Genomic DNA, 15,402 nt, shown 5'->3' on the forward strand with positions numbered 1-15,402 from the left:
TCACTTATCTTTTTATTGCCCAACGGCACTTACAATTCGAATTTGTTTATCATCAGGGATTTCCTGATAGGACAGGACATGTAATCCACTGACTGCATGTTTCAGGAACCGCGAGAGCACTGGTCGTAACATGCCAGAGGTTAGGAGCACCGAAGGTTCACCTGCCAACTCTTGCTGTTGCGTCGCCTCACTGAGCGATTGCTGGATACGGTCAGCCAGACCCGGCTCTATACCAGCGCCGTCCTCGCCACCTGCTTGTAACGACTTGTGCAGTATTTGTTCCAACTCTGGCGCCAAAGTTATGACGGGCAGCTCGGCTCCACCATGATTGATTTCTTGAATAATTAAACGCTTGAGGGCAATTCGCACGGCGGAAACCAGTACGTCAGGATCTTGGCTTTTCGGGCCGTATTCACACAACGTTTGTACAATGGTGCGCATATCCCTGATCGGTACACCTTCATATAAGAGCGTACGCAGCACTTTAACCACAGTACTGAGTGATAAGATATCCGGGATCAGCCCTTCTACCAGCTTAGGATTACTCTTGGCTAACATATCCAAGAGTTGCTGCGCTTCTTCATGCCCAAGTAGTTGATAGGCGTTCGTTGTCAATAATTGACTCAAGTGCGTCGCGACTACGGTGGCAGTATCAACCACAGTGTATCCTAACGTTTGGGCATGCTCGCGTTGAGCAGGTTTAATCCAAACTGCATCTAATCCAAACGCAGGGTCTTTGGTCGGTTTACCGTCAAGTTTACCGAATACCTGCCCCGGGTTAATTGCAAGCTCGCTGTCGTGACTTATGTCTGCTTCGCCAACATTAACCCCTAACATGGCAATCGTGTACGTAGTAGGGTTCAAATCAAGATTGTCACGAATGTGCACTGGCGGGATCAGGAAGCCGAGTTCTTGCGACAATTTTTTCCGCACGCCTTTAATGCGTGTGAGCAACTCGCCTCCTTGCGCTTTATCGACTAGCGGGATCAGGCGATATCCAACTTCAAGACCAATGGTGTCGACTTGTTGCACATCATCCCAACCGAGCTCTTTTATTTCTGCAGGGACTTGATTGTCAGCAGGTAAAACCTCACCAGCCTTTTCAACTTTTTCTGGTTGCTGAGCCTGTCTGGTTTTGAAATAAGCCAGTCCACCGGCTAACGCACTAAAACCCAGAAACGCTAAATGCGGCATACCGGGAACTATTCCCATAACAAATAAGATACCGGATGCAATATACAACGCTCTTGGATTGGTGAGCTGTTTGTCTAACTCTTGGCCCATTTCTTGGGTTTCGTTTTCTCGAGTTACAATAATTGCGGTGGCGACTGACAGGAGCAATGAAGGGATCTGTGCGACCAAACCATCACCAATGGTCAAAATGGTGTACACCTCGAGGGCTCGACTAAAAGGTAAATCATATTGCACTAAACCAATAAATAATCCGCCGACAATATTGATTAGCATGATAAACAGGCCGGCAATTGCATCACCTTTAACGAACTTTGAAGCACCATCCATGGAACCGTAAAAATCGGCTTCTTGAGTGATTTCTTCACGTCGTTTACGTGCTTCATCCTGGTCGATGTAACCCGCATTCAAGTCTGCATCAATGGCCATTTGCTTACCCGGCATTGCATCCAAGGTAAAGCGAGCGCTCACCTCTGATATGCGACCCGCACCAGCGGTAACCACTTTAAAATTAATGATTAGTAAGATGGCGAAAACAACCACACCGACGGCGAAATTGCCACCGATGACAACCTCACCAAATGCCTGGATCACTTTACCAGCAGCATCACCACCCTCATGGCCATAGAGTAAAACCACGCGCGTAGAAGCGACATTAAGAGCCAAGCGTAAAACAGTTGCGATAAGCAAAACCAATGGAAATATACCGAAGTCGACCGGCTTCTGGGTAAAAACGGCGACGAGGATGATCACCAATGACAGCGCAATGTTAAAACTGAACAGCACGTCGAGTAAGAACGGCGGCATGGGTAGGATAACCATGCCCATAATGGCCAATAGAACCACCGGTGCACCCAACCCAGAAGTAAGGCGCTTAACTTGGTTCTTATCGAAATTTCGCCATTTAGCGGTTAATTCCATCCTGACAGCCACTCCTCTATAACGGAATTTTGACGCAAAAAGTACTTGTTTATGGTGTACTTCAACAACTGTGCCAGTCTCTGCAATGTGGCTTAACTTTTCTAACTATTGAATGCAAGCGTATGAGCTTTGCTTTGATTTGCTGTTATTTGCTTTGCTTTGCTTTGCGGTGAAGGTTGTCAGCAATGGAATGAACAACACAGTGTATTTAACATCCGGTAAGCACAAACGTTTATTCTGATGAAACACCCTCAATAAGCTTTTGTAATTATGAAGCAGTATCTGAACGACTCGGTTGTGCCTAGCTAGGGTTAATTAGCGACGATATTCTGGCGGAATAGGCAGATCTCGTTTCAGCGGTTTTGGTCGTGCGCCTTTACCAGCCTTGAATGCTTTCAGCTGATACACATAAGCGAGTACTTGGGCAACTGCCATAAATAACTTATTGGGGATTTCATGATCAGTTTCAGTACTGTAATAAATAGCCCGAGCAAGCATCGGCGAAGGAATTAATGGCACGTCATTAGCTGTCGCAATTTTCCGAATATGCATAGCCAATTCGTCAACCCCTTTGGCCACAACGACTGGCGCGCGATTGCCGTCTTCGTCATATTTCAAAGCAACCGAATAGTGGGTTGGGTTGGTGACAACCACGTCGGCTTTCGGTACTTCTTGCATCATGCGGCGTGCCGCTGCTTGAAACTGTAGTCTTCGGATCCGGCCTTTTACTTGTGGGTCGCCTTCTGCGTTTTTTCGCTCATCTTTGACTTCTTGCTTGGTCATTTTCATTTGTTCATGATGTTTATGACTTTGGTAAGGCACGTCAATCGCAACAATAGGAATCAATGCACAACACATAATCAAAAACGCCCACTCGATCATATCCAGAGCATGAAAAATACTTAGTGGGTAAAGCTCCTGGTCCAAATGTAAAGCTTCATCGCGGAATAGTAATAGTGAAAGATACGCAGCCCCCGCTACCACGATAAACTTGCCCAATGCCTTTAACAGTTCAACTAAGCCCTCTACGCCAAACATCCGTTTAAAACCATTGATTGGGTTAATCTTTTCCGCCTTTGGTGTTGCTGACTCCCACGTGAAATTATAACCACCTAAGGCTATTGAGCCGTAAATACCCGCTACCATAGCAATAACCATATAGAATAAAACGGGAGTGCTGACTTCAGAGAATGCCTGTCCCCAAATTTGGAACATGTGGTTCAGATCATAGGTTTCATCGCGCGATAAGGTAAAAGAGCGCTGCATAATCTGAAACAGCGCCGTCGCAATGTAAGACCCCATTAGCATAAATGCAATTGCACTGGCGATTAAAACCAATGCAGTGGACAGCTCGCGTGAGCGTGCGATCTGGCCCTTTTTGCGCGCATCCTGAATTTTCTTCTGTGTGGGTTCTTCCGTTTTTTCGTATGAATCAGCCATCGGTGTTTAAACTCCGCAAATACGCACTAACTGACACATCATTAATTGCGCGCGCTCCCACTGCTGTTCGAAATGGTTGGTAAAATTAGCCATCGTGATCCAAATGATCACCAAGCCCATTATTTGTGCGATAGAAAAGCCGATACTAAAAATGTTGAGCTGCGGTGCTGCCTTAGTCATTACACCAAAAGCGAGATTAACGATAAGCAACGATACAATTGGCGCCAGTGTCATGATCACGGCAGAAGTAAACATCCATCCCGCCCAATGTGCAATTGCTTGAAATTGCTCTGCCTGCCACCATCCTTCGCCAACAGGAAACGCTTGAAAGCTCATTGCGACCATTTGGATCATGGCAAGGTGTCCATCCAAGGTCCAAAATAATAGGGTGGCAAGGATTAAGTAAAATTGACCTACAGCCGGTACATTGATGCCATTGACTGGATCAACAATGGATGCAAAGCCAAGCCCGGTTTGCATGGCCACTATTTGACCAGCCAATACAAAGGTATTAAGTACTAAGGTAGAAATAAAACCCAATCCAATCCCAATCATCAGTTGTTTGCCCGCTTCGACAAATGATCCAACGCTGACCAAATCGGTTACCGGTGACGCGGGTATAATCGGCATCAACATGAAGGTTAATAAGACTGCTAAAAGCGACTTTATGGGAGTTGGAATACTCTTAGCGCTAAGCCCAACCATGCTTGCGAACATACCCGAGATACGACAAAACGCGAGTAAATAATCCGCCAAAAACTGCATAATTGTGGCTTCAGCAATGACCATGTTAGCCAACGACCTGAGGGATCTGATCAACCAGTGTAAAGGTAAAGTCCATGAGTTTTTGTACTAGCCAGTTCCCGCCATAACTCAACGCTAACAGCGTTACTATTAAGCGCGGCAAAAAGCTCATGGTTTGTTCGTTGATTGAGGTAGCCGCTTGGAACACAGCCACGACCAAGCCAACCAACAAACTGGGCACGATAATCGCGGAAACTAACAAGATCACGATGAACATGGATTCACGGAGTATTTCGACAAAGGCTTCTGGGCTCATAATCTTCTCCTATGTCCCCATACCAAAGCTTGTCGCCAATGTGCCGAAAATCAGATTCCAACCATCCACCAAAACAAACAGCATAAGCTTAAAAGGTAAAGACACGATCATTGGTGATAACATCATCATCCCCATCGCCATTAGAATGGATGCCACCACAAGGTCGAGGATCAAAAAAGGAATAAACAACATAAACCCAATTTGAAACGCCGTTTTTAATTCACTGGTGACAAAGGCAGGAATCAAAACCGTCATGGGTACATCGGCAGGGTCATCAAATTGGTCTTCGTAGCCGCCAATGCGGACAAAAGTTTCTAAGTCTTTAACCCGCGTTTGCGACAACATAAACTCTCGCATGGGTAACTTGGCAGCTTCAACGGCTTGAATTGAAGTCATCTCTTCAGATAAATAGGGTTGCAAAGCTGTAGCATTTATTTCATCAAATACCGGTGCCATGATGAACATGCTTAAGAATATACTCACCCCTATTAGGATCTGATTTGACGGAGACTGTTGCAAGCCAATGGCTTGTCGCAAAATTGATAACACCACAATAATCCGAGTAAAAGATGTCATTAGCATCACAAACGCCGGAATAAGACTGAGCGCTGTCATAATAAACAGCGCTTGTAATGTCATTGAATATTCTTGAGCACCATCTGCATTCGTGGTTACGGTTACAGCAGATATTCCTTGCTGCGCTAGGACCGGTGCCGATAATCCCAAAAACAAAAACGCAAGCGTCAAGAGTCTGACAATTCTCATGGCTTCTCTCCGACGCGCGCTGGGTTAAGCTTTCCTGCCATCGCTTGTACCAGCTTTTGTTTGAACTGGTCGGCAACTTCCGATTTTTTGGGCGTGATTTTATTTGGCAGCGTCGCGAGATGACTGATGTTGTGTGCCGTTACGCCAAGCAGGTACTGTTCATCACCCACTTCGACAACCATCACGCGTTCTTTGGTTCCAGCCACCATACTAGCTACGACCTTGAGATCGCCATTACCAGTATGAGCGACATTAAACCGACGCATCACATAGGCAAGCGCGAAAATAATCCCGATCACCACCAAAAGTGATAGAAAAATTGACACTGCTGAGCCACTGCCGGAGAAGCCTGAGTCTTTATCTGCGCTGAAAACGTTTGAGCTGAACGCCCAAAGTAAACCAGAAATGAACGCGTAGCCAATTGATTTGACTACGCTTTTTTTATTTAAGCTACCTGAGCTTTTTGATTCTCTCGATTTGACTAATAACATCCGTTAACCGAATACCGAATTTATCGTTGACCACTACTACTTCTCCATGAGCAATCAACGTGCCATTCACTAATACGTCTAACGGTTCACCAGCCACTCGGTCTAGTTCGACCACTGATCCCTGGTTCAATTGCAATAAATTTCTGATGCTGATCGAGCTTCTACCGACTTCCATCGAGATGGTTACCGGTATATCCAAAATCGTATCTAATTTCTTTTTCTCAGCAGGAGTAATTGGCTCGTCATCGGACAACTCATCTAATTCGGCGACTTGGACATCATCACCTTCAGCGCCTTCAGCCTCTTCTGCTTCTTCAGACTCAGCCTGTTCAGCCATGGCCGCAGCCCAATCGTCCATACCGTCTTCTTCACTCATGACGTTACCCTCTAGTTACAAATCTTCTTCTAATACTGATAGCTCAGCATCGTTATCAATTACCCGTCCGCCGCGAGTCAACAATTGCAGCTCTGACTTAACCGACGTGGGTCGTTCAATTTTTTCTGTGATTTTCAGCGCGACATTGTCACGTGAGCGACCGAGTTTAGCCCTAAACGTGGGTAATTCCTCTATCAACACGGTGATGTGTTCTGGCATTTCAATAGGAATAATATCCCCAGCTTTGAGCTCCATTATCCTGTGCAGTGGAATATCCACATCCAGCATATGTGTGCTGAGTTCAACTCTGACATCCATAATTTCATCGCGTAACGCTTTCGACCAGCGGAAGTCGGTGTCTTCTTTATCACTTTGCACACCCGCATCAAGTAACTCGCGGATAGGTTCGAGCATTGAATATGGCAAACTGACATGGAAATCGCCACCACCGCCGTCGAGCTCAATGTGAAAAGAACTTATCACCACAACTTCAGTTGGACTGACAATATTTGCCATTGCAGGGTTAACTTCAGAATCCAAGTACTCAAACGACACATCCATCACCGGTGCCCAAGCTTCTTTGTAATCCTCAAAAATAAGCTTCAGCAACATCTGGATAATGCGGCGCTCTGTGGGAGTAAACTCTCGCCCTTCGATCTTGGCGTGATAGCGTCCGTCACCACCAAAAAAGTTATCTACCAAGATAAACACTAAACGTGCTTCCATCGTAATCAGACCCGTGCCTTTGAGTGGACGAAAGCGCACCATGTTTAAACTGGTTGGTACGAATAAGGTGTGGATGTATTCACCAAACTTGATCATTTGGATGCCGTTAATCGAAACTTCGGCAGAGCGACGCATCATGTTAAACAAGCTGACGCGCATGTGCCGCGCAAATCGCTCATTAACAATCTCAAGGGTTGGCATGCGACCACGAACAATACGGTCCTGCGAGGAGAAATCATATTCGAGCGCTGACGAGTCAACCTCGCCATCACTAACATCTTCTTCCTCGACATCATCGACGCCATGGAGCAATGCATCTATTTCATCTTGAGATAATAAATCGCTCACAAGTCACCTCTGCTATTGCATCACAAAACCGGTAAACAGGACTTCTTCGACAATATTTTGTCCAGCAACTTCCTGCATTTTCGCCTGCACATCTTTAACGGACTGTTCGCGCAAAGCTATTTTTCCAGCTTCAGTGACTAAATCATCCGCATTGCTGCTACTAAAAACTTGCAGCAAGGTACCTTCGATCAGTGGAATATGTGACTTAGCGATTTCTTCACTGTCTGAACCACGCACCATTAATTGCACCTTAATTTCCACTAACCGGTCACGCCCACTGCCCGGAACGTTGAGGACAAATGGACGCGGCATGGCAACATATAATGCGGTCCCGGTATTCGTTGATACCTGTGCACTGCCTCCACCGCCAGTCTGGACAGCCTCTATCTCAGCCATATCGCTATCCTCACTGCCCATCAAAAAGTAGGCTGCTGCTGCCCCTCCCACCACAACTAAGGCCACCGCAATAATAAGGATCAGTTTACCTTTTTTACCGCCGTCTTCGATTTTTAACTCTTCTTCAGCCATAACCAGTCTCAAACGTTTTGTGTTTGCGTATTATGGGTAGCTTGTGAAGAAATCACAATGTTTGCCAGCCAATCTATATCAAGCATAGTAATCAATTCCGCCTGCACTGCCATTAACCACCCGCTGTTCAATAACCTCAGAAGCGATATCCTCCATCGCATCATCACCTTGACCTTGACCAAAATCCCCCTGCTGTTCACCTTGTTGCTGCTGATTGTCTTGCTGGACAAATGACTGCCCTAGCTCAATCCCCTGTTGATTGAGCATATCTTTTAATCGTGGGATAGCTTGATCTAACGCATCTCGTGCTTGCGGTGATTGAACGACAAAATTCACTTGGGCCGCTTCCCCATTCATATTAACGCGAACTTTAACCGAACCCAGCTCTGGTGGATCAAGGCGGATCTCAGCAAATGAAGAGCGCGCATTTACAATCCAGCGGATCTTTTCGGCAAATTGGTTTTGACCTTCAGCTTTGGTGATGTTTACTGGCTTGTCTAGCATGGCTTGCGTAGAAGCATTACGTTGAACTTCGGCTTGCAATGCTCCTTCAACTTTCGGCGCATCAGTACGCTGTACGTTTGCCAACATATCTTCAGCAGCTCCACGAGCGCGCTTCGCTGCATCAATTGCTGTTAAAGTTTGCATAACCTGCTCTGCCACTCGATTTGCAGCCACTTGTAATTGCTCTTGATTATTCAACCCAGCCTCTGCCAGAGCCTCGCTTAGCAGTGCCTTTACGCTCAAACCAGGTTCTCTACCTTGGTTAAGCTGTTGCTTGTACTCTTCTAACATCCCCTGCAATGCGGTCACATACGATTGTTGTTGCTGCGGTGTCACGGGTGTTGGCGCTTGGCGCAGCAGCGCATCTGCTAAAACATCGAGAGCTTTTACTTGTTGCTCCTCAGATAGGTTGGCTATGTCACGCAGTAGTTCAGAAGGATTTTTCACAAGGGTAACGGAAGCTGCAAATGTGGGCAATTCAGTACTCTCATTGTTCTTCGCGGCAATGTTTCCTTCAGCGGCTTCAAGCTCTGGAAATAACTCTGCTATGGCGTCAGTGCTAAGCCCTACTTCAGGTTCGGTAGTAGTCTCAGAGTGCTCTGCCATGATTGTTGATTCCAGTGCTGGCGTATTTGCTGGGTCTTCATCGCCAAGCAATATCGCAAGTAACTGTTGTGGTAAATTCTGCTCTGATGGAGTTAACGTTTGATTATCCAGCTCTACTCCTGTCAACACTCCATTATTTAGTTCTTCTTGTGGAATTATGAATAGGTCATTTTGAATATTTTGCTGCTTATCACTATCAGCCTGCAGTAATTTTATTAAATCATTGGCGATGCTATCGAGTGCGATGTTTAGCTCACTATTTTCATTAGCGGTATCAGCAATTGACACACTGAGTAGAATTTCTCCCGCTTCGGAAGTAGTAACTTCGAAACGAAGATCGCTGTCATATACTGCGTGCATTTCGGCTATTTCGCCATCCCAATTCGTTTGCCCATCACCATCGTTGTTTATCGCTTTAACCTGTTCAACCCAGTCAACCCAATTAATCGCTTCTTTTGCTGCCGACTTTTCAGCGAACTCGGCTTGCTCTACGGTAGCCTCATCCGCTTGCGCTGCTTGATTTTTGCTGGTTTTTTCTGGCGCAGCTTTATCCCGCGCCACTTCAGTATGGGCGGTCTCGTTGGTTTCTTTAGAATCGGGCTTTTGAGTTACCTCATTGGATTTTTGCTCGTTGCTAGGTTTGGCATTCGTGTCCGAGTTTTCAGGTTTACCGCTTGTTGAAGAGGCTTGAGAACCTGTATTTGATTCTCTGGAGTCTGTGCGCTGCGTTTTCCCTTCTGACTGCGAAGGTCGCTCTGGCTGGCTTGGGCGCTCAGCAGAAACAACAGATTTAGTCCGTTCTTGTGATGCTCGCTCTTGACTGAGCATATTGCCAAATTGCTGCTGTTCGCGATTATTCTCAAATGCGCTACCTAGCCATTGCTTTTCCACATCAAAACTGACCTCAGATTTAGCGGCAATATCTGTTTGTAGAGGGGCAATTTGTTGCATCATTCCGAAATCCTCAACTCAACAAAATCATATTTTTCAATAGTTTATGATATTTGTAGGCGATAAAAATTATAGTTACCAAGAAAGTTTGCAAGTAGTGTTCCAATCTTGAATATCGAGTTAAAGGTTTGTTTCTGGTAGTCAGAATATGCTTACGCGTTGCGGATGAATCGCTGTAACGCATATTCATCCGCTTGCTGTTGTTCTAGGCGTTCTATTCGCTTTGCTTTAGCTAGCTGTTTTTGTTCGATAACAAATTCAATTGCTTTGCGCTTACGTTGCTGGCCGAGCCACTCTCGCTTGCGTTGATCCACTACCAGTATGGCCTGACTAATAACCGTGTTTTGCTGCTGGCATGCCTGATCCAGTTGCGCTACAAAAGACAAGTGTTGAGTATAGGTTCGCGCGCCAAGACCGCCTTTGCCGTTGGCGGTAATTGTTTCAATATATTCTTTGCGGTATTGCTCGATATTATTTAAACGTTGCTGTTGCTGCTGCAAATATTGTTGCGCTTGATGAAATGCGCTGGCACAGCGGTCTTCCTTTTGCTGTTCCCAATCTGCTACTTTTTGTAGTTGATGCTGTGACACTAGGAGTTACCCTTAAGCCCCGATACCAACGCTTGCATCGCCTGCATACATTCGTCATATGGGATCACCTGTTGCATGCCTTGCTGAAAAAACGCGTTAATTGCTGGTTCAGCTTGAATGGCCAAATCAATACGAGGATCTGCGCCCTTGGAATAAGCCCCAATAGCGATTAAATCTCGATTTTGTTGATACAAAGAATACACTTGCCGGATCCGTCGCATAGACTCAAGGTGCTCCTCACTTACTACTTGCGGCATCACTCGACTTACCGATGCTGGCACATCTATCGCTGGATAATGTCCACTATCAGCTAGGTCCCTTGAGAGCACAATATGCCCATCTAGGATCGCTCGTGCTGCGTCTGCAATTGGATCTTGTAAATCATCGCCCTCAGTAAGAACAGTATAAAACGCGGTTATAGAGCCCTGCCCCTCACCGCCATTACCGGCGCGTTCAACCAATGCGGGCAAACGTGCAAATACCGACGGCGGATACCCTTTGGTGGCCGGTGGCTCACCAACAGCCAATGCAATTTCGCGCTGTGCCATTGCATAACGGGTAAGTGAGTCTATCAACAACAATACGTTTAAGCCTTGATCGCGAAAATATTCGGCAATTGTGACTGCGGTCTCACACCCTTTTAAACGCATTAATGGTGAAGTATCAGCAGGTGCTGCGACGATGACAGCGCGTTGCCGTTCTTCTTCGGTTAGAATATCGTGAATGAACTCCTTAACTTCTCGCCCCCGCTCTCCGACCAAACCAACCACGACGACATCAGCACTAGTGCCGCGCGTCATCATGCCAAGTAACACACTCTTACCTACCCCACTACCGGCAAATAATCCCATACGTTGGCCATTACCAACGGTGATCATGCTGTTTATTGCGCGTACACCAACATCAAGTGGGTGCTCGATTTGACGACGTGTTAACGGGTTTATTGGTGGTTTATTAGTTGAAACTCGAGTTTGTGCTTCAATTGCCCCCAACCCATCTAACGGTTGTGCATTCGCATCTACGACGCGTCCTAACAGCCCAACACCTACGGGCAGTCCCGGCTCTCTAGACAGTGGTTCTACTCGTGAGCCAGGCACAATACCTTTTACCGCTTCGGTGGGCATTAAATAGGTAATGTGTTCTCCAAAGCCAACCACTTCAGCTTCAATTTGACCATCTATGGTTTGCACCAAGCACTGACTGCCGACTGGTAACTGACACCCCACAGCTTCGAGAGTTAAGCCAATCCCACGTACCAGTTTGCCAGCACATAAAGGGGCTGATTGAGGAATTTGTTTCGCCAGCTTAGTCAGGTGATGGTTAAATGGCGCGATAGGATCATGCAACACACTGTCAGACATCACCCAACCCTTGCTGCAATAAGAAAGTTTCAAGTACGGCTTTACTGCGTCGCTCTATGGAATGATCGACCGCATTACTCTCTGTGCTGACATCACAACCTCCGCGCGCCATTTCCGGAGTCGCGATTAAGTGCCATTGATTCTGTTTGATGGTGTCTTCGTCAAAGGCTCCTTTAATTATGGCCAAATCGTCTGGATGAAGACGTATGTGGATGCTTCGGTCATTGATAGGTAACGTTTTAACAGCTTCATTCAATGCCGTTAATATGATCTCAGGCTGCGTTTCTACTTCTCTGCGGATCACTGCTTTTGCTAACGCAACCGCTAAAGTCACCAGTTGCTTTTGGGTTTCTTTATTGGTGGTCAAAACCGGCGTGTGTAGTTCCTTAATCAAGGCTTGCCATTGCTCGGTTAAGCTATCGATTTGTTCTTGTCCTGCAGCCAATCCCTGCGCAGTGCCTTCCTCTAACCCCTGAGTTACACCTTCAGCGTGCCCATTTTCTAAGCCTTCGGCATGTCCTTCTGCATAACCGGCTTGCTTGCCTTCGTCGAACCCTTCTTGATAGGCCGCGGCGCGAATTGCTTCAATTTCCTCAGCCGTTGGCGGCAAGATTTCTTCTTCAGCCTCCGGCGGTTCGTACTTCCAATCCGAGCGGCGATTAAATGCATTAGTTTTGCGCTCGTCTATAAGCTCTTCTGCTTCGACAAACGGCAGTTCCCATGAGCGAATGTCTTCATCCGCATCAGGGTTAAAGGGGATATTACCCATACACTAAACCCACCTTGAGTTCGCTATTAAAGGAACTCATCGCCACCACCACCGCCAAGCATAATTTCACCAGCATCGGCGAGTCGCCGTGCCACAGACAAGATTTCCTTCTGCGCGGTTTCAACCTCGCTGATCCGGACCGGTCCGAGAGCTTCGAGATCATCAAGCAACATTTCTGCAGCGCGTTTCGACATGTTTTTGGTGATTTTTTCTTTAAGTTCATCGTCAGCACCTTTGATCGCTTTAAGTAGCGATTCTTGCTGAACTTCGCGTAGGATTGCTTGGATCCCGCGGTCATCGACATCTACCAAATTATCAAATACAAACATCAAGTCTTGGATCTGTTGGCTCATCTCTTCATCTTGCTCACGGATCGCATCCATGAGCTGACCTTCGATATTGGTATCTAAGTAGTTCATGATGTCCGCCGCAGATTTCAGGCCGCCCATTTTCGCAGCCTGGGCACCCGCTTGGCCAGCAAATTGTTTTTCCATAATTTCGTTTAATTCTTGTAGGGCTGCTGGCTGAACCTCTTCCAAGTTTGCAACCCGCATAAGTAAATCAAGGCGCACTTTCTCAGGGAATTGCGACAGGATCTCAGCGGACTGTTCAGGCTCTAAATAGGACATAACAATAGTTTGGATCTGCGGGTGTTCATTGCGGATGATGCTAGCCACCTGCTTGGAATCCATCCACTTCAATGAATCCAAGCCTTTTGCGCCAGAACCCATCAATATTTGATCAATTAAGTTAGCCGCCTTATCTTCACCCAACGCTGCAGTTAGTGCACGTTTGACGAAGTCTTGGCTTTGGAATCCAATGGTACTGTAATTCTGGATTTCTTCGATAAAATGTTTATGTACAGCGGTTATCTTTGACTGCGTCATGTCATCGATTTTTGCCATTGCCGTACCAAGTTTTTGAACTTGTTTTGGCTCTAGATGTTTAAGTATCTGCGCCGCATCTTCTTCTGATAAACTCAACAACAAGATGGCTGCCTTATCAACACCTTCTAACTTACTTACATCGTAGCCAGAATCATCAGCTGTAGCGAGATCGTTTGCCATATTAAAAACCTTTACTCATCTTGCAAAAGCCAGCCTTTAACCACTTGCGCTGACAACTCTGGTTCATTGGCTACCAGCGCACGGACCGCTTTTAGCACATCTTCATCTTTATGCAGATCAGGCAGCATTAGCGAACCATCTGGAGCAAAACCTACCTGACCTTCATCAAATTCTTGCGACAACATGCTGATAGTTTCATCACCCAGATCGAGCGCCGAATCAGCTTCAAATCCGTCAGCATCGATACCATCGTCAGGATTGATTAACTTGCGCAGCATAGGGCGAACGACAGCCAAGATCAGTACGATAATGACTAATCCCCCAACTACCACTTTAAGTATAGGCATGAATTGAGGTTGCTCCCAAATAGGCGCTTCCACGATCTCACCAGTATCCATGCGGCTAAATGGAATACTTACGACTTCTAAACTGTCACCACGAGTAACATCAAAGCCGATCCCGCCCTGCAATAAACGGCGGATATTCAACAACTCGGCCTGCTCACGCGGAGCGTTAGTCACTGTGCCATCCTCTGCAGTACTTGAAACATAATCCACGGCAACTGATACGCTCAAACGACGAATGACACCCGTCTGCTGTTTGGTGTGACTAATGGTAGTGTCAAGCTCATAATTTCGCGTTTGTTCTTTGCTATTGCGGCCAGGTACGCTTTGCTGCGAATTGCTGCCAGTGGCCTGTTCTGGAATGTTAGCGTCTAAAGGGGGTTGGTTGGTCAACGCGCCCGGGATCCCAGCCACCGTTGAACCGACACTATTTTCCTCAACAATCATTTCACTGCGTACAGCTGGCAAATCAGGATTATAACGACGCTGGGTTTGCTCCACGGCAGTGAAATCCATGGTTACATCAGCTTGTGCCGTGTAGTTGCCCACGCCCAATACAGGGATTAAGATAGAATCGATTTTGGCTAAATACTCATCTTCGCGCGCTTTTTCAATCTCATATTCTTTGCGTGCTCGCGCACTCATTGAATCTTGCGAACCTGAATTTAATAGTCGTCCATTACTATCGGTTACGGTGACTCGGCTCGGTTCCATGCCCTGCACCGCTGAGGCGACGATATCTACTACGGCATCGACTTCTTCACCAGAAATAACTGTGCCACGTTTAGCGGTTAATACAACGGTCGCACTGGCCTTTTTCTCACGGCGCGCGAACACGTTTTCTTTGGGCATGGCAAGCAACACGCGGGCTTTAGAAATGGCCGCGATATCTTCGATAGTTCGGGCTATCTGTTGCTCACGCGCATGTTTGAGGCGTTCCATCTCTACCCGCTGACTAACCCCAAATCCCATGTCCTGCATGATAATGTCAGTGCCTTGAGATGCCTCTTGTGAAATCCCTTGGCGGGCCATGCCGAGACGAATATTTTGCACCTGATCTTCACGCACATACACGATATTACCTTCTAAGCGGTAATCAATTTGGTTTTGGTCGAAGTAATCAAGGGTCTCAATGAGTTCGGCGGTTTCCATTTTAGCTAATGGACGATAATCCGGCTCTTGCGTCCACATCAAAATAAATACAGCTATCGCGACGCAGATCACCAACGCCACGACCAGCATCAACTGGCGCATGATGTCGGTTGATCCCAACGCATCCATGAAACCGGATTTTTGCTCTACCTCAGTGTCATTTCCGTATCCACCACTGACGGCGAGTTCTGTACTGGTTGCCTCAGCCACAA

At 46.6% G+C, this 15,402-nt stretch carries 15 protein-coding genes; all 15 read right to left on the reverse strand.

The features are described 5' to 3' along the window. Positions 1-12: 12 nt before the first annotated feature. Complete coding sequence (gene flhA, locus CSH92_RS01295) at positions 13-2,112, reverse strand: flagellar biosynthesis protein FlhA (protein WP_100655792.1); 2,100 nt, start codon at positions 2,110-2,112, stop codon at positions 13-15. A 315-nt stretch (positions 2,113-2,427) separates the two neighbouring features. Next, positions 2,428-3,552, reverse strand: coding sequence for a flagellar biosynthesis protein FlhB (gene flhB / locus CSH92_RS01300; RefSeq protein WP_100655793.1), 1,125 nt, complete (start codon positions 3,550-3,552; stop codon positions 2,428-2,430). 6 nt (positions 3,553-3,558) lie between these two features. Then, a complete protein-coding gene (gene fliR, locus CSH92_RS01305; RefSeq protein ID WP_100655794.1) occupies positions 3,559-4,341 on the reverse strand; it encodes a flagellar biosynthetic protein FliR in 783 nt (260 codons plus the stop codon). A gap of 1 nt (position 4,342) precedes the next feature. After that, positions 4,343-4,612, reverse strand: coding sequence for a flagellar biosynthesis protein FliQ (gene fliQ / locus CSH92_RS01310; RefSeq protein WP_100655795.1), 270 nt, complete (start codon positions 4,610-4,612; stop codon positions 4,343-4,345). Positions 4,613-4,621: 9 nt separating this feature from the next. Beyond that, positions 4,622-5,377, reverse strand: coding sequence for a flagellar type III secretion system pore protein FliP (fliP, locus tag CSH92_RS01315; protein WP_100655796.1), 756 nt, complete (start codon positions 5,375-5,377; stop codon positions 4,622-4,624). Beyond that, positions 5,374-5,703, reverse strand: a complete 330-nt coding sequence (fliO, locus tag CSH92_RS01320; RefSeq protein WP_338063723.1) for a flagellar biosynthetic protein FliO — start codon at positions 5,701-5,703, stop codon at positions 5,374-5,376. Before fliO ends, fliP begins: the two co-directional genes overlap by 4 nt. Before the next feature lie 124 nt (positions 5,704-5,827). Further along, positions 5,828-6,244 carry a flagellar motor switch protein FliN gene (gene fliN, locus CSH92_RS01325; RefSeq protein ID WP_100655798.1) on the reverse strand — a complete coding sequence of 139 codons (417 nt, stop codon included), beginning with the start codon at positions 6,242-6,244 and terminating at the stop codon, positions 5,828-5,830. 15 nt (positions 6,245-6,259) lie between these two features. Further along, entirely contained in the window at positions 6,260-7,318 is a 1,059-nt protein-coding gene (fliM, locus tag CSH92_RS01330) for a flagellar motor switch protein FliM (RefSeq protein ID WP_100655799.1), read from the reverse strand. Between the two features lie 12 nt (positions 7,319-7,330). Then, complete coding sequence (fliL, locus tag CSH92_RS01335; protein ID WP_100655800.1) at positions 7,331-7,846, reverse strand: flagellar basal body-associated protein FliL; 516 nt, start codon at positions 7,844-7,846, stop codon at positions 7,331-7,333. Positions 7,847-7,924: 78 nt separating this feature from the next. After that, positions 7,925-9,910, reverse strand: coding sequence for a flagellar hook-length control protein FliK (locus CSH92_RS01340; protein WP_100655801.1), 1,986 nt, complete (start codon positions 9,908-9,910; stop codon positions 7,925-7,927). A gap of 149 nt (positions 9,911-10,059) precedes the next feature. Then, positions 10,060-10,497 carry a flagellar export protein FliJ gene (fliJ, locus tag CSH92_RS01345; RefSeq protein WP_100655802.1) on the reverse strand — a complete coding sequence of 146 codons (438 nt, stop codon included), beginning with the start codon at positions 10,495-10,497 and terminating at the stop codon, positions 10,060-10,062. Continuing rightward, the gene (fliI, locus tag CSH92_RS01350) at positions 10,497-11,858 is read right to left on the reverse strand and encodes a flagellar protein export ATPase FliI (protein WP_100655803.1); all 1,362 of its coding nucleotides are present in this window, start codon (positions 11,856-11,858) and stop codon (positions 10,497-10,499) included. Before fliI ends, fliJ begins: the two co-directional genes overlap by 1 nt. Next, positions 11,851-12,627, reverse strand: coding sequence for a flagellar assembly protein FliH (gene fliH / locus CSH92_RS01355; RefSeq protein WP_100655804.1), 777 nt, complete (start codon positions 12,625-12,627; stop codon positions 11,851-11,853). Before fliH ends, fliI begins: the two co-directional genes overlap by 8 nt. A gap of 26 nt (positions 12,628-12,653) precedes the next feature. Further along, on the reverse strand, positions 12,654-13,694 hold the full coding sequence (gene fliG, locus CSH92_RS01360) for a flagellar motor switch protein FliG (protein ID WP_100655805.1): 1,041 nt from the start codon (positions 13,692-13,694) through the stop codon (positions 12,654-12,656). An 11-nt stretch (positions 13,695-13,705) separates the two neighbouring features. Then, a complete protein-coding gene (gene fliF, locus CSH92_RS01365; RefSeq protein ID WP_100655806.1) occupies positions 13,706-15,400 on the reverse strand; it encodes a flagellar basal-body MS-ring/collar protein FliF in 1,695 nt (564 codons plus the stop codon). Positions 15,401-15,402 lie beyond the last annotated feature (2 nt).

The organism is Neoalteromonas flava, assembly GCF_002807685.1.
Lineage (GTDB): Bacteria > Pseudomonadota > Gammaproteobacteria > Enterobacterales > Alteromonadaceae > Alteromonas_E > Alteromonas_E flava.